Source organism: Methanobacterium alcaliphilum (genome assembly GCF_023227715.1).
GTDB classification, from domain to species: domain Archaea; phylum Methanobacteriota; class Methanobacteria; order Methanobacteriales; family Methanobacteriaceae; genus Methanobacterium_E; species Methanobacterium_E alcaliphilum.
Window position 1 is genome coordinate 120,832 of the sequence record NZ_JALKIF010000002.1, and the last position, 15,063, is coordinate 135,894.

Genomic DNA, 15,063 nt, shown 5'->3' on the forward strand with positions numbered 1-15,063 from the left:
TTTTTTAGGAAAATTAGAAAATATTATATAATTATTTAATATTTATGAGTAGGTTTGATTAAATCTAGCTAATAAATTTTTACTTAATATTAAATTCATTCAGTGTAGGCAAAATAAAAAATTTTAATATAATTGAGATGTGAAAACAACCAAATTATTTCAAGATAATAATGCTTTAAAGATATTTAGTTTAAAGCAAGTTTACTTCCTATTTCCAATGCTTTATCCATGACCTCTTTTTTCTCTTTTACCTCAGCAGGCAAGGCATTTTCTGTAGATAAAATAGAATCAACTACATTATAACCTAAAAATTCAAACATATCTGCGGTGTACTTAAAATATTGTGCAAACATATTTTCATCCGGATTGCCCTGGGTAAAAGCCAGTACTATGTCTTTTTTCCCGTATTTCTTCTCAAAATCAGCCAGGTAAAATGCGTAAAGTCGATCTGTGAACAATTTCGCCTGAGACGTCATTTGCCACATATACACAGGCGAACCTAATACAAAAGCATCTGCTTCCTTTAGTTCTTTATATAAAATCTGCATATCATCATCAGTAGCACATTTACCCTCATTTGATTTACAATACTGACATGCTTTACATGGAGCTATATCCATTTTACTTAAATTATATATTTTAGTTTCAACACCAGATTGAGATGCTCTATTTAATATTTGTTCAACCATTGCTTCTGTGTTACTGTTTTGCCTGGGGCTTCCTACAAGTCCTATTACTTTCATTTTTGTACTCCCTTATCTAAAACTCAAACTAAATTTTTAATTATTCAATTTTTCGGAAAATATATCCTCTTGAACAAAATTTTTATACTTGTTATAAGAGAATTCCATATAATCAATTTTAATGGATTAAATTTCTAGATTCCATTCCATTTTCTATTTAGAGTCATTTAAGTAGATTTTGTAACTTTTTAGTGACCAAGTAACCATAATGTAACCAGGAGATAATGAATATGGGTCGTGAAATATCTTCAAATGATAAATGTGATATGAGTTTATGTCCCGTTAACAAGGCCATGGAATATCTTAGTAAGAAGTGGAGTATTGAAATTATAAGAGATATGTTCTTTGGAAAAACTCGTTTTAGTCAGTTCAAAGAAGACAAACCAAAATTAAGTAACAAGGTTCTTTCAGATTGTTTAAAACATCTAGAAAGTAAGGGTATTATAAAAAAAAGAATTATAAGTGACACCCCAACAGTTACAGAATATTATTTAACAGAAAGAGGTAAGTCATTGAACAAAGTAATTTATGAACTGGCAGTTTTCACTATCGATTGTAATGATAATGAAGAATATTTAGATGAATCTGCGAGAATGGAGAGAAAAAAAGAGTTTAGGGAAATTTTAGATATTGATATAGAATAAATTTATCAAATCAAGTATAATCATACCCCTCTTATGAAAAATTTACCATAAATTTATATATGGACTACCACTAAATTAGAACTATAACACATTGAACTATTCTTTTTATAATTTCAGGAGATTATATGAGTTTTAGTATTTTATAGATTAATTACATTTTTTTAATTGATTGAAACTTCAATTAATACCTGTAATTTTAAATATTTTAATTAACTAATTATGATAATAATTTTAAAACTTTTTTTAATCTAAAAGACAAAATAATATACACATATAGTCAAAAATTTAAAAAATACATTATATCAAATATAATTTAAAAATAGATGATTTAAATCAATATATTTGTAAATTGATTGATAATGAATCATGATAATCAAAAAGAACTATAAATAAATGATTCTAGAATATAGTTCTAAATAATTCAAAATGAACTCAGGAGAGAAAGAATGAGTGTTGAAGTAATAGCCATTGGTGGATATGAAGAAGTAGGAAAAAACATGTCTGCTGTTAAAATTGGCGAAGAAGTAATAATCTTCGATATGGGAATCCACCTTGATCGGCTCCACATACACGAAGATACAGATATAGATAAAATGCACAGTTTAGACCTCATAGAAAGAGGAGTTATACCAGATGATACGCTGATGAAAGAAGTTAATGGTAAAGTTAAAGCCATAATTTTTACTCATGGTCATCTTGACCACATTGGTGCAGTTGCCAAACTGGCACACCGATATGAGGCACCTATAATAGCAACGCCTTATACTATGGCCCTTATAGAAAGGACCATTAAAAGTGAACGTAAATTCAAGTTTAACAATACACTCCAAATATTAAATGCTGGTGAGAAATGTCAGATATCTCCCGAAATAACACTGGAATTTGTACATACAACCCATAGTATACCCCAAGCAGTCACCCCTGCCCTGCACACAAAAGAGGGTATTGTAATTTATTCTAATGATTTTAAATTTGATAATCATCAGAAATTATCTCCCCCTCCGGATTACCAGCGTTTCAGAGAACTTGGAGAAAAAGGAGTCCTGGCGCTTATTGTAGACGCTACTCGTGCAGCAGAAGAAGATCAAGCAAAAACACATTCTGAAAAAGTAGCCAGAATAGTTCTGCAAGATATAATGGAAGGACCCATGAAAGAAAATCAGGGGATAATAATCACAACTTTTGCTTCACATATTGAGAGGATACAAGCCATATGCGATATTGTTTCAAAAAGTGATCGTAAAATGTTGTTACTAGGTCGTTCCATGGAAAGATACTGCAGTATAGCTGAAAAAATAGGCATACTCGATCTTCCTAAAAACACCAGTATCTATGGCAGCCCTAAAGCTATTAATAAAGCATTGAGTAAAGCAGATGATAAAAGATCAGAATATGTGCTTTTAACTACGGGACACCAGGGAGAGCCAGATGCTCTGCTTCCTAGAATTGCCAATGATAAAACAAGTTTCATTGTTCAACCAGGAGATAATATAATCTTTTCAGCCCCTATAATTCCCAACCCTTTAAACAAAGCTAACCGTAACCTTTTAGAACAACGTTTGAAAAGTAAGGGTGCTAGAATCTATACCAATGCCCATGTTTCAGGACACGCCGGCCGGGAAGATCATAGGGATTTCTTGAGAATGCTTACACCGGAAAACATAATTCCATCACATGGAAACCTGGATATGCTCACAGCATATGCAGAAATAGCTGAAGAAGAAGGTTACAGAATGGGTAAAAACATCCACATATTACGTAATGGGCAGGCACAGGTATTTAATGATTAATAAAGTCTGCCATAATATAAATTGAACATTATTTGGGGATTATTGATTATTAAATCCCTTAAAATACTTATTTTGGAATTTAATTTGAATATAAGATTATCTATTTAAATGAGGTCAATCAAAGGAATTTACCCATTTAAATTGAAATTAAAACTATAAACTTAAAATGAAGTTTTCATGTATTTCCTTCAAATATTCTAAAGGATTGATCAGTAATATGTCTTATGTGAATGTAATAAAAAGTAAAGTAAATAATTTAAATACAAAAACTGAAATTTTATCAGGAACTACCGTAGCCCTGGCTCTTATTCCAGAAGCCATTGCTTTTTCCATTATTGCTCATTTGAATCCATTAGTAGGACTATATTCTGCATTTATTATCGGACTCATCGTTTCTTTAATTGGTGGTAGACCCGGAATGATATCCGGCGCAACCGGTGCCGTAGCTGTGGTAGTAGTGGCTCTAGTGGTGCAACATGGAGTAGAATATCTTTTTGCAGCAGTAATTTTAATGGGCCTTATCCAGATAGTTATTGGACTTTTAAAACTTGGAAAGTTTATTCGGCTGGTCCCACAAGCAGTTATGTTTGGATTTTTAAATGGACTGGCCATCATCATTTTCACCTCACAGTTAACTCAGTTTCAAACACTTAATGGTGACTGGATTACTGGGTCTGCATTATGGATAATGTTAGCTTTCGTAGGATTATCAATGGCAATTATCCATTTCTTACCTAAAATAAGCAAAATAATCCCTTCATCTTTAGCTGCAATATTAGCCGTTTCAGCAATTACTATTGGATTAAATATTCCCACAAAGACGGTAGGAGACATGGCATCGATTTCAGGGGGGTTACCTTTATTCCACATACCTATGGTGCCCCTAAACTTAGAAACCCTAGGAATCATTTTACCTTACGCCATTATAATGGCAATGGTAGGGTTAATTGAAAGTTTATTGACCCTTAATGTCATTGATGAGATGACTGATACTAGAGGGAAGGTAAATAAGGAAAGTTTTGCCCAGGGTATTGCTAATACGGTTTGTGGTTTCTTTGGAGGAATGGGCGGATGTGCTATGATTGGTCAAAGTATTATAAATGTTAATTCCGGCGGTAGAAATAGGATATCTGGAGCGGTAGCAGCAATAGGATTGTTGGTTATTGTGCTGGCTGGTGCATCTCTGGTGGAACAAATACCCATGGCTGCACTGGTGGGGGTTATGTTCATGGTGGCTATAGGTACATTTGAATGGGCATCTTTCAGGATAATAAAAAAAGTTCCAAAGACCGATGTTATAGTGATGATTATTGTGGCTGCAGTGACGGTTATCTTTCACAATCTGGCTTTGGCGGTTATTATTGGAGTTATTATATCAGCATTAGCATTTGCATGGGAAAGTGCCCTTAGAATACATGCACACACATCTGTTGATGAAAATAATGTGAAGCATTATGAAATGGTCGGACCCCTATTTTTTGGTTCAATCACTTCATTTAAAGAAATTTTTGATTATAAAAATGATCCAAACGAAGTTATAATTGATTTCAGCAAATCCACTGTAAGGGATCATTCTGCAATTGAGGCCTTGAATCACATCACCGGCAAATATGCTAAATGTGGGAAAAAAATTCATCTGAAACATTTAAGTGAAGACTGCAGAATGCTTTTAGACAATGCTTCTGAAATTATTGATGTTAACCATTGGGAAGATCCACATTATAAAATAGCTGATGATCAGTTGGAATGATAATTAAAAAAATATAATAATAGATTGATACTTATTATTGCCCATATGAAATATAACTTAAGGATTGATTAATTATAAAAAATGATTTTAATGATTTATATTATATCCCCAAATCTGGAGACAATTAATGAATATTCGTAACCACAAACTCAAAAATTTTCTAACTATTTTTCTAAGAGGCCTGTTTATGGGTACTGCTGATATAATGCCCGGGGTTTCTGGAGGAACCATTGCACTTATAACTGGAATATACGAACGTTTAGTTCATTCCATTAGTAAAATAAATTTTGGATTTATTAAACCTCTTTTTAAAGGCCGAATTCATGAATCATGGGCTGTTTTAAAAGAAGAAGTTGATTTTGAATTATTTATTCCATTGGGGTTAGGAATAGGATTGGCTATATTAACTATGTCTCGCGTAATGAGTTTTTTACTTACCAATTACGTGGCTTATACCTATGCCTTCTTTTCTGGTTTAATATTGGCATCAGCATATATTGTTTACTCCGAAATTGATGGTTTCTCTTTAAAAAATTTCAGTTTTGGAATAATTGGGTTTGCCTTTGCCTTTATTTTCGTAGCCTTAAATCCCATTCAAACAAACCACACCCTACCCATAATCTTCTTCTCAGGCATGTTAGCTATCTGTGCCATGATACTCCCGGGAATATCAGGAGCATTCATTTTAGTTCTTATTAATCAATATGAATACATGATTAATGCCCTTAATAATTTTTCCATAACCGAGGTTATAACCTTCATGATTGGAGCATTTATAGGCATTATCTCATTTTCAAGGATACTGGATTATTTACTAAAAAACCACGAACACATCACCATGTCATTTCTGGTTGGTTTAATGTTAGGTACCTTGAGACTTCCTTATCAAAAGATTTCTGTGATAGATACCGGATCTATAATTATTGCAGTTTTATTAGGAGTGGTGGCATTTGCAATAGTCCTGGTATTAGAGAGAAAATTCAGATACATTGATTATTGAATATTTCATCAACAACTAAATGTAAACTAGTGGACTATAGGTTAATAATTAATTAAAAGATATGTTTACGAGGATAAAATGAACAATATATTCTTAGAAATTTTCGCGATATTTTTATTAATTTTATTGAATGGTATTCTGGCAATGTCTGAAATAGCCATAGTATCTTCTAGAAAAATAAAGCTCCGAAAAATGGCACAAAAAGAGAATAAAGGTGCAAAAATTGTTATTGATTTACTAAAATCACCGAATGAATTTCTTTCAGCAGTTCAAATTGGAATTACACTTATTGGAATTTTAGCTGGTGCTTTTGGTGGAGCCACAATAGCAGTTTATTTAAATTCCTATTTAAGCAATGTCAGTCTATTAGCACCATATAGTGAATCATTAAGTATCGCCATTATAGTTTTAATAATAACCTATTTTTCACTTGTGGTAGGAGAACTAGTACCAAAAAGAATCGGGCTTAACAATCCAGAAAATATTTCAGTTAAAATTGCCCGCCCTATGCAACTATTATCAAAAATTACAAAGCCAATTGTTTCTATTTTAAGTTTTTCAACAGATTCTTTATTACGTGTACTTGGACTAAATCAAGAAAAAGAGGGTAAAGTAACTGAAGAGGAAATAAAACTTTTAATTGAAGAAGGAATTGAATCTGGAACAGTCGAAAAAGAAGAAGAAGATATCATCAAAAGGGTTTTTAGACTAGACCAACAGAAAGTTGGAACTTTAATGACACCAAAAACAGAGATTATCTGGTTGGATTTAGATGATCCTTCAGATAAAATTAGAAATCAAATAATTGAGAGTAAAAGAGCAATTTTTCCTGTAGGAAAAAATGGTTTAAATAATTTTTTAGGGGTAGTTCAATCCAAAGAAATTTTAGAATCAATTTTAGAAGAAGATAAATTTAATATTGAAAAAAATCTAAAAAATCCTTTAGTCATACCTGAAACTTTGCCTATTCTAGATGTTTTAAATCTCTTCAAAAAAAATATTAACCCGGTCCATATGATCATGGTTGTAGATGAATATGGGAGCATTGAAGGATTAATTACACTAAATGATATATTGGAAGCATTAGTAGGGGACATACCTGCTTTTGATGAACCTAATGAACCTAAGGCTATTCTAAGAGAAAGTGGATCATGGTTAGTAGATGGTTATCTTTCAGCAGAAGAATTTAAAGAAATATTAAATATTGAAAAGCTTGAAGGTGAAGAAGAAGGGAATTTTAATACAATAAGTGGATTCATAATGAATTACACCGGTAAAGTACCCATAGAAGGGGAAAAATTCCAATGAAAAAACCTTGAATTTGAAATTTTAGATATGGATGGGCATCATATTGATAAGATTCTGGTAAAATTTTTAGAATAGAATACACCTCGTAGTCTCAAAATTTGCAATAAGCTAACCAATTAAAACCAAAAATATTTTTTCTTATAATTAATTAATAGAAGATAATCCTCATTATATCTTAATAAATTATAATTTTTAAGGCATCGATTAGCAATATATAAGGAAAAAAATAAGCATTAAATATTATCAAGTTATACTAATTAGTTAAAAGACAAAATATTTGATTTTTCTTATTTTTATTGATTTGAAATAGACTTTAAGAATCTCTTAACCTATTTAATAAGGAAAAAACACGGCTTTTTTGGAGATTGAAAACACAATATTTATAAACTTCCCTAAACTATACTGAGATGATTGCGGCATTAATTCTAAAATTAGGATTATTATCAGTATTTTTTAATAATTCTAAGGTAATAGTCGCACTGGCATGGAGGAGGTATAATTAAGCGACAGTCAGGATTTGCAATACTATTTGCAATATTTGTATCGCTCACATTTTGTATTTCACCTGTTTATCAGGAAATAATGAATTACAATGGATCAGGTATTGTTAAAAATAGTGAAATAAATCAGGAACTTAACAGCTTTTCTAAATCAAGCACAGAGTCTGTGCAAATAGAAGCTGCCACTACCAAGTATGTTAAAGTATACAAAAAAGTATGGTATAAACAAAGATATAAACAATCATATAAATACTGGTATAAATCAAAAGGTAAGTGGAAATACAGAACAAAGTACAAATGGGCTTATAAATGGAAATATAAGTGGGTTGTGACTTATAAAAAAGTGACAAACGATTCTACTACCCCCAGTATAGTTAATAATACTAATGCTACTAATACTACTAAATCTAATAATACAATCGTGAATAACTCAAGTAACAGTAACATCAGTGCTTTAAACAGCTATTTAAAGGCTACAACTAATTGTCAAGTAAACAATAGCGTAATAAGTTCAAGGGCTGTTTCAATCACCAGCAATAAAAATAACACCTACGACAAGGCAGTAGCTATTTTTAACTGGGTACGGGATAACATAGGTTATTCTTTTTATTACAACACCAAATATGGTGCTCTTGGAACCTTAAATAAAAAGACAGGAAACTGTGTTGATACCAGTCACATTTTAATCGGCCTTTTAAGGACAAGTGGAATACCTGCAAGATATGTTCATGGAACCTGCAAGTTTTCAAGTGGAAGCACCTATGGACACGTTTGGGCAGAGGTTTATGTAAACGGCACCTGGTATAAAGCAGATGCAAGTAGTTCAAGAAATTCCTTTAATGTAATAAAAAATTGGGATACTTCCACTGTTATAATAAAGAATAGATACGCATCTTTACCATTTTAGATGAGTAACTATCTTAATTTATTTTTTTTAAATAAATAAAGTCATTCTTGACTCTTTTGAAATATGAATTTACCTATTTTAGCATCCATATCTTTTTGACCAATATTTGAATAATAGATATTCATCCCTTTATGGAGAGATATTTCATTTAAATTAAGCTGATTTTTAACTTCACTGAAAAAATCTGATTCACCATCCATTACCCAGATTATCTTATTAACCTCACAATTAACATTAATTTTCATTTTTTTAGATGCTGAAACACTATATCCTCCATCATGGGTATGCCATGCATAGGCCATGTTTTCTAGGTCAGTGTTTTCTTCATCAAAGAGATAGTAAATATCATATTCTGGTAAGAAGTAGGTAGCACTTTTCCAGTTGAATCCCATAGTATCTTGATCAGTATCCTTTATTACAAGTAAAGATTTTTTTGGATTATTATGTGCTGCATTCAGAATATTTTGTATAGTCAATCGATTCAGGAGATTCTGAGCATTTACAACAGCATAATTATAACCAAATCCTATATCAATTAGATACGTGATTTCTTGAGAAATTGTGATTTTACTAATTTTTATTTCATGACCACTGTTTTGGTTTGAATTAAATGAACTTAAAAAATTTATACAATTTATAGAAATACAAAAAATCAAGATAACGGTCATGACCTTATTTTTGGATATTCCTGAAAAATTTGTTTTTTTCTTTACCGTCCCCATGATTAAAATACCTCACAAACAACTTTCATTCCAGTCTGTGCCATTTTCATTATAAAAATACTCCATCTAATTATAAAATTTAGGTTAATTCGCATGAATACCTATTCTAATGGATTAATAAGGATCCCAATCCTCAACTTCCTTGAACTGAGAAAAACTACCGTATTCATATTTGCGGAATAGTTCTCCCCATTTGGTCTTATGAAACATTTTTAATCTTTCGGTTCCTAAAAAAGGATACCATAAATGATCGTAGTAAAAATCTGATGCAAATTTAAGTGCTTTATAAATTGATGAATTAAATAAGAAATTATTAAGCCACTTTACAGTGGATGTTTGCTTACGGATCCTCTGATCCCAGCTAATTACTGGGCTCAGGGTTGCCTTAAAATTAAAGTTCAATTCATTTAACTCTGATTTATCCATCCCCACAATTTCTATCTCATCTACATCCCCTATTCCTAATCCATTATCATGGGCCATTTTAATATAGTCTATAGAAAGTGGGTCGAAGCCCATGATTTTTGCAGCTACTGCATCAATAGCTACCTGGTCACTACTGGCCATAATTATATTTCCAATACTGGGAACCATTGCTCTGGGACCAGAACCGTTGCCACAAACACCACCATCCATGACAGCCATGACCCCTGAGTGAAGCTCCTGTTGAATAGCTAAAAGGTCTACCAAAACTTCATGTATTTTTTCAGGAGAATCCATATCTTGAGATGCAATTATCCCTCCCCACACATTTCTCATGGCCCCGGTAATGGTAGTGTGACCGTGGGTCTTCATGGTAGGAAAATGAATCACATTACTATCCAAAAAGATTTCAGGGACCATGACTTTATCCAGAACCATCATTTCAGATTTGGGCTGATATTCAACCCATTTTACACTCTCAAGTGGTTCAAATAAAGTACCATGCTTTTCTAATATAGGGAGCCATTTATTAAGATATGCTCCTTTCCAGGGATGGTTTATTCCTTTTTTATTTTCTACTGCTAGAATATCTTGATAATTCGCGTCTTTTAGGGTTTTTAAAACTCCATCTAATTGCCATGGTGGTGTAGAACAGGCCGGGAAAAACAATGTCCATGAAAGATTTAGCTTTAAAATAGTTTTATTCTTGGGAGAAATCTGATTCTTATAACCTGCGCTTTTCAAAATTTCATGATAGTCCGCTACCACCATTTCAGGACACGTTTTTTTAACTGATACAACAGCCATTTATTACACCTCTAAATCGTTTTTTTTCTCCAATTGTTTAGATTTCCAAGTTATTCATTATTTAATCAGCTGAGTAACTGGATGATATGGATCTTGTTCTTGGAATTTATTTACAACATTTTCTATTAGAATGCGCGTGGCTTGATCAGGTAAAAAAAAGCCGGGTCAAACTCACATACTAAAATTAAGTAAGAATATTTAAATAAATATTCCAGAATCTCCACATATTTATACCCAAATTACACCATAAATCTTTTAAATTAGGTTAAAATAGGGATAATAAATTCTAATATTTGAAAAACTGATTTTGAGTTTAATAAAGGGAATGTGATCTTTGATTAAAAAAAATTAAAACAGTATTTTTATTTATCAAAAAATACAGAATAGTTGTAAATACAATAAGGGGTGATATTTTGGTAAAGAAAATTACTGCTATTGTTGCACTAGCTGTTTTATTCATGTTCTGTGCATCTATTCAGTTTGTTGAGCCGGCATCTGCTGCAACATCAAAAGGCATTAAAGTAGACCATGGAACCAAGTATTTCTGGAGTGGTCAAAGCGGAAACATGAAAATGACTTGGAAGACATATAAAGTCACCAGCAACACTCGAAAGGTGTACCAGACATTTTATGTGAAAATTAATGGCAAATATTTAGTAAGCTGGCATGAAATTATAACTCTAAGAAAAGTTTCAAAAAACAGGATAAAAATTATTGACTACACAGATAGTGAGTTAGGTCCTGGAACGACTGTAACTTACAAAAAAACTAAATTAAGCACCAGAAAATATTATTGGTACAAATTCAGACCACAAATGCTTAAAAATCTGGGATAAATTACATCATTTTCTCTTTTTTCTATTTTTTAAGGATTATGGGAAATTTTTGAGTAACATATCACTCAAAGTAATATTAAAAAATTTTATTAGTTTTTATATTCAAAATACCATTTTAATCAAATGAAATTTATCCTCTAGCTGGTGAGAAAATGCCTGAAAACATAACTCTAGAAGACTATAAAAAAGTTTACCATGAAGTAGCTAAAAAAGACCGTGCCCGAAGTTTTTATTTGCATTTAACTATCTATTTATCCATAAATACTATTTCAGCCATTATCAATATTATGTTAACTCCACAGTTTGTGTGGGTAATTTTCCCTATAATATTCTGGGGTATTGGGGTAATCTGGAATTATGTTTCATCATTCATTCTAATTGATAGTAAACTGAAAAAATTATCATTAAAGACGGAAATTGAACTGAAGAGGAGTTCTGATAATGAATAAAGTACCATCCAGTGAACTTAAAAGCAGATTAAGAAGATTTAAAAAACACATGGATTTTCATCACAGCCAGTGGGAAATGGTAGTAATATTCAGTAAAATAAACCAGTACTATTTTACCGGGACCATGCAGGACGGAATGCTTATCATACCCCAGAATGGTGAAGCCACTTTCTGGGTTAGAAGAAGTTATGAAAGGGCCGTGGATGAATCATTATTTGATAATATTAATCCCATGAAAAGTTTTCGTGATGCGAAATACGATGAATTACCAGAAACTGTTTACTTAGAAACAGAAGTGGTTCCTTTAGCTCTTTACCATCGTTTTTCAAGACAATTCCCATTTAAAAATGTTAAATCCGTAGATCGAGATATATCCACTGTTAGATCCATTAAAAGTGAATATGAACTCTCTTTGATGCGCGAATCTGGAAAAATCCATGCCCATGTTCTGGAAGATTTGGTGCCTGAAATTCTAAAAGAGGGTATTAGTGAAGCAGATCTGGCCAGCGAACTTTTTTCAGTGATGATGAAAGAGGGTCACCATGGTGTGGCACGTTTTGGAATGTTTGATACTGAAATGGTACTGGGCCATGTTTGTTTTGGAGAAAGTTCGATTTACCCTACCTATTTTGATGGTGCTAGTGGAAATTACGGCTTAAGTCCAGCTGTACCATTGATTGGAAGTCGTGAAAATAAATTAAAAAAAGGAGACCTGGTTTATATTGACATTGGATCCGGGGTTGATGGATACCATACAGACAAAAGCACCACTTATATGTTCGCTGAAAAATTACCAGACCATGCTGTTGAGGCCCACTATAAATGTGTGGATGTTCAGAATCAGATTGCTGAAATGTTAAAACCCGGGGCAATCCCTTCTGAGATTTATGACTCTATTATGGGCAGTCTGGATGATGAATTTCTAGAAAACTTCATGGGTTTTGGCAAGCGCACAGTTAAATTCCTAGGGCATGGCATAGGACTTTTAATTGATGAATTACCTGTACTTGCTCATGGATTCAACGAGCCTCTAGAAAAGGGTATGGTTTTTGCAGTTGAACCTAAAAAAGGAATCAAAGGTATAGGGATGGTTGGGATTGAAAACACTTTTATTGTGACTCCCAAAGGCGGTGAATGCATAACCGGAGATGACCCGGGTTTAATTCCCATATTATAAAAAAAATTATTTTTCTTATAAATTCCCCTTTATGATTCTATTTTCACAATATACTTCAAAATCAACCGGATGGCTTCTACAAATGTTGCTATAATCATAGCTATTACAGCAATGATAAATGCAATTTTTATCGCATATGCAATCCATGCACTGACTGTGAAGGGGAATATTGTATAAAGGAAATAAACTACCAGGATGCCCAGTATATTTAAAATTATCTGAGAAATAGCTTTAATCCAATCTTTAAAGTAGATTAAAAACAGTATATTAACCAGTATATTGGCTATTATGGATATATTGAATATCCAAAGCACACTTGTAAATGAATCGCTTATAAATGATATGTTCCAGTTTACCAGATTGTTTACAATATATAAAAAGATGATATTCACTATTATTGCTACTATATATTCTAATTTTTTAGCTTTTTTATCTTTTAAAAACTTATTTATCTTACTTTCCTTTTTATTTGCCTCTTTGGATTCTTCAGTCAACTTTACCACCTCACCTGTGAAATCAATATATAATTTATTATCCTTATTATCAACCTCATTAAACAAATAATTATTTATAACGTACTATTCAATCTATAAGCCATGTCCAGAGAAACCATTTATAAACATTACCTTCCTGAAAATAAGCCAAATTATGAAGATGATGATAAGGCCTACTGGTTCATATTCCATTCAAGTAACTTGTTAATAAATACTGTAAGTAGCAGCATTCCTTTTGTAAGAGATTTGAAAGAGCTGAATCTCACCCCTTTGAGAAAGATTTACCTGGGCACTTTAAAAAAACACCCCTGTTATACAGTAGAGGTGGAAAATGATACAAGCCTGAACAACCTGGATTTTAAAGATTTGAGGTCTTTATATTCTATTTTAGACGAAGATTTATTTCTTTTAGCAGGTAGGGCTATTCAGATTATTAATTGGGATAAAAACCACAGTTTCTGTGGAAAATGCGGGGCAAAAACCGTGACTTTAGACCATGAAATGGCAAAACACTGCCCTGAGTGTGGTTTTACCAATTTCACGAGGCTTTCTCCTGCAGTTATAACTGCCATAGTCTATGAAGGAAAATTACTTATGGCCCAGCATAGTTACGGGTATAAAAATAGATATGGGTTGATTGCAGGTTTTGTAGAAGCAGGAGAAACTTTAGAAGAAGCTGTACAAAGAGAAATTCTAGAAGAAGTTGGATTAAAAGTTAAAAATATTGAATATTTTGGTAGCCAGCCCTGGCCATTTCCCCATTCACTAATGATTGGTTTTACTGCAGAATATGAAAGTGGTGATATTGAGGTGGATGGTAAAGAAATAGAACATGCTCGCTGGTTTACTAAAAAAGAAATTCCGGATATGCCTTCAAAAATAAGTATTGCCAGCGAACTTATTGATTGGTTTTGTGAGAATAATCAAGATTAGGGTAAAGATGAAAATTCTCATCTTTTAATTTAAAAAAATATAATATTGGAGGAATAATATGGGCCATAAACAAGTAGATCTTAAAATTAATGATGATTTTTTTATTTCAGTTGATCAGGGAATGGAAGATATTATACGAAACTTCTTTCGCTGGGAAATTGAAACCTGTAATTCCTGTATAGATTATAAAGGTTCAGTATGGATTGAATTTTGCGAATATGCTGATTGGGAAAAGTTTTTACAGTTAACTCTCCGTAATAATATTGCTGTTAAAGGATATGATAGTAAAAAAGAAACACTATGGGATTTTCTTCAAGAAAAATCTAAAGTTAACCTTGTTTTTGATGAAGAACTGATGATTGACCCTAATCAAGAGGACAATTATATTGGAACAGGAGTTTTAATTATCTGTGTTGGTTTGAAATTCCCTAAAGAATTATTAAATGAATTTAGTGAATTATTGTTTGAAGTGATGCCTCCAAAATAATCTATTTATTTTGGAATATACTATAAACAATTTAATTATAAATTCCTGAAGTTAAAATTATTGAGCATCCCTGGAACTTATCCCTATAGTTTG

15 protein-coding genes are annotated in these 15,063 nt (G+C 32.1%); 11 read left to right on the forward strand and 4 right to left on the reverse strand.

Annotation, left to right across the window (positions count from 1 at the left end):
• Positions 1 to 185: 185 nt before the first annotated feature.
• Positions 186 to 743, reverse strand: coding sequence for a flavodoxin family protein (locus tag MXE27_RS01855; protein WP_248610699.1), 558 nt, complete (start codon positions 741 to 743; stop codon positions 186 to 188).
• A gap of 230 nt (positions 744 to 973) precedes the next feature.
• On the opposite strand from MXE27_RS01855, the gene MXE27_RS01860 reads away from it, so the two are divergent.
• The 6 genes from MXE27_RS01860 to MXE27_RS01885 all read left to right on the forward strand — a co-directional run bounded on the left by MXE27_RS01860 (position 974) and on the right by MXE27_RS01885 (position 8,642).
• Positions 974 to 1,387 (forward strand): winged helix-turn-helix transcriptional regulator, encoded by a 414-nt coding sequence (locus MXE27_RS01860; RefSeq protein WP_248610700.1) that lies wholly within the window; start codon positions 974 to 976, stop codon positions 1,385 to 1,387.
• Between the two features lie 446 nt (positions 1,388 to 1,833).
• Positions 1,834 to 3,177, forward strand: coding sequence for an RNase J family beta-CASP ribonuclease (locus tag MXE27_RS01865; RefSeq protein WP_248610701.1), 1,344 nt, complete (start codon positions 1,834 to 1,836; stop codon positions 3,175 to 3,177).
• Between the two features lie 217 nt (positions 3,178 to 3,394).
• Positions 3,395 to 4,927 (forward strand): SulP family inorganic anion transporter, encoded by a 1,533-nt coding sequence (locus MXE27_RS01870; RefSeq protein ID WP_248610702.1) that lies wholly within the window; start codon positions 3,395 to 3,397, stop codon positions 4,925 to 4,927.
• 187 nt (positions 4,928 to 5,114) lie between these two features.
• On the forward strand, positions 5,115 to 5,927 hold the full coding sequence (locus tag MXE27_RS01875) for a DUF368 domain-containing protein (RefSeq protein ID WP_248610801.1): 813 nt from the start codon (positions 5,115 to 5,117) through the stop codon (positions 5,925 to 5,927).
• A 78-nt stretch (positions 5,928 to 6,005) separates the two neighbouring features.
• On the forward strand, positions 6,006 to 7,235 hold the full coding sequence (locus MXE27_RS01880) for a hemolysin family protein (protein ID WP_248610703.1): 1,230 nt from the start codon (positions 6,006 to 6,008) through the stop codon (positions 7,233 to 7,235).
• Between the two features lie 582 nt (positions 7,236 to 7,817).
• Positions 7,818 to 8,642, forward strand: coding sequence for a transglutaminase-like domain-containing protein (locus MXE27_RS01885; RefSeq protein ID WP_248610704.1), 825 nt, complete (start codon positions 7,818 to 7,820; stop codon positions 8,640 to 8,642).
• Between the two features lie 41 nt (positions 8,643 to 8,683).
• Here MXE27_RS01885 and MXE27_RS01890 read toward each other — a convergent pair whose 3' ends face one another.
• Together MXE27_RS01890 and MXE27_RS01895 are read right to left on the reverse strand one after the other, a co-directional pair.
• Positions 8,684 to 9,364, reverse strand: a complete 681-nt coding sequence (locus tag MXE27_RS01890; RefSeq protein WP_248610705.1) for a hypothetical protein — start codon at positions 9,362 to 9,364, stop codon at positions 8,684 to 8,686.
• Positions 9,365 to 9,478: 114 nt separating this feature from the next.
• Positions 9,479 to 10,594: a DUF362 domain-containing protein gene (locus tag MXE27_RS01895; RefSeq protein WP_248610706.1), complete on the reverse strand. Its 1,116-nt coding sequence runs from the start codon at positions 10,592 to 10,594 to the stop codon at positions 9,479 to 9,481.
• A gap of 413 nt (positions 10,595 to 11,007) precedes the next feature.
• Between MXE27_RS01895 and MXE27_RS01900 the strand changes: the two genes are divergently transcribed.
• The 3 genes from MXE27_RS01900 to MXE27_RS01910 all read left to right on the forward strand — a co-directional run bounded on the left by MXE27_RS01900 (position 11,008) and on the right by MXE27_RS01910 (position 13,056).
• Positions 11,008 to 11,430, forward strand: a complete 423-nt coding sequence (locus MXE27_RS01900) for a hypothetical protein (RefSeq protein ID WP_248610707.1) — start codon at positions 11,008 to 11,010, stop codon at positions 11,428 to 11,430.
• Between the two features lie 152 nt (positions 11,431 to 11,582).
• Complete coding sequence (locus MXE27_RS01905; protein WP_248610708.1) at positions 11,583 to 11,879, forward strand: 2TM domain-containing protein; 297 nt, start codon at positions 11,583 to 11,585, stop codon at positions 11,877 to 11,879.
• Positions 11,872 to 13,056: a M24 family metallopeptidase gene (locus MXE27_RS01910; protein ID WP_248610709.1), complete on the forward strand. Its 1,185-nt coding sequence runs from the start codon at positions 11,872 to 11,874 to the stop codon at positions 13,054 to 13,056. Before MXE27_RS01905 ends, MXE27_RS01910 begins: the two co-directional genes overlap by 8 nt.
• A gap of 29 nt (positions 13,057 to 13,085) precedes the next feature.
• Here the strand turns inward: MXE27_RS01910 and MXE27_RS01915 are convergent, their stop codons facing one another.
• A complete protein-coding gene (locus MXE27_RS01915; RefSeq protein WP_425438252.1) occupies positions 13,086 to 13,559 on the reverse strand; it encodes a hypothetical protein in 474 nt (157 codons plus the stop codon).
• 93 nt (positions 13,560 to 13,652) lie between these two features.
• On the opposite strand from MXE27_RS01915, the gene nudC reads away from it, so the two are divergent.
• Positions 13,653 to 14,483, forward strand: a complete 831-nt coding sequence (nudC, locus tag MXE27_RS01920; RefSeq protein ID WP_248610711.1) for an NAD(+) diphosphatase — start codon at positions 13,653 to 13,655, stop codon at positions 14,481 to 14,483.
• A gap of 58 nt (positions 14,484 to 14,541) precedes the next feature.
• The gene (locus MXE27_RS01925; protein WP_248610712.1) at positions 14,542 to 14,970 is read left to right on the forward strand and encodes a hypothetical protein; all 429 of its coding nucleotides are present in this window, start codon (positions 14,542 to 14,544) and stop codon (positions 14,968 to 14,970) included.
• Positions 14,971 to 15,063 lie beyond the last annotated feature (93 nt).

Coding starts and splice junctions, on each gene's coding strand:
- MXE27_RS01870 (WP_248610702.1), top strand. CDS start 3,395: ATGTCTTATGTGAATGTAATAAAAAGTAAAGTAAATAATTTAAATACA.
- MXE27_RS01890 (WP_248610705.1), bottom strand. CDS start 9,364: ATGGGGACGGTAAAGAAAAAAACAAATTTTTCAGGAATATCCAAAAAT.
- MXE27_RS01925 (WP_248610712.1), top strand. CDS start 14,542: ATGGGCCATAAACAAGTAGATCTTAAAATTAATGATGATTTTTTTATT.
- MXE27_RS01905 (WP_248610708.1), top strand. CDS start 11,583: ATGCCTGAAAACATAACTCTAGAAGACTATAAAAAAGTTTACCATGAA.
- MXE27_RS01895 (WP_248610706.1), bottom strand. CDS start 10,594: ATGGCTGTTGTATCAGTTAAAAAAACGTGTCCTGAAATGGTGGTAGCG.
- MXE27_RS01910 (WP_248610709.1), top strand. CDS start 11,872: ATGAATAAAGTACCATCCAGTGAACTTAAAAGCAGATTAAGAAGATTT.
- MXE27_RS01880 (WP_248610703.1), top strand. CDS start 6,006: ATGAACAATATATTCTTAGAAATTTTCGCGATATTTTTATTAATTTTA.
- MXE27_RS01860 (WP_248610700.1), top strand. CDS start 974: ATGGGTCGTGAAATATCTTCAAATGATAAATGTGATATGAGTTTATGT.
- nudC (WP_248610711.1), top strand. CDS start 13,653: ATGTCCAGAGAAACCATTTATAAACATTACCTTCCTGAAAATAAGCCA.
- MXE27_RS01885 (WP_248610704.1), top strand. CDS start 7,818: ATGAATTACAATGGATCAGGTATTGTTAAAAATAGTGAAATAAATCAG.
- MXE27_RS01855 (WP_248610699.1), bottom strand. CDS start 743: ATGAAAGTAATAGGACTTGTAGGAAGCCCCAGGCAAAACAGTAACACA.
- MXE27_RS01875 (WP_248610801.1), top strand. CDS start 5,115: ATGGGTACTGCTGATATAATGCCCGGGGTTTCTGGAGGAACCATTGCA.
- MXE27_RS01865 (WP_248610701.1), top strand. CDS start 1,834: ATGAGTGTTGAAGTAATAGCCATTGGTGGATATGAAGAAGTAGGAAAA.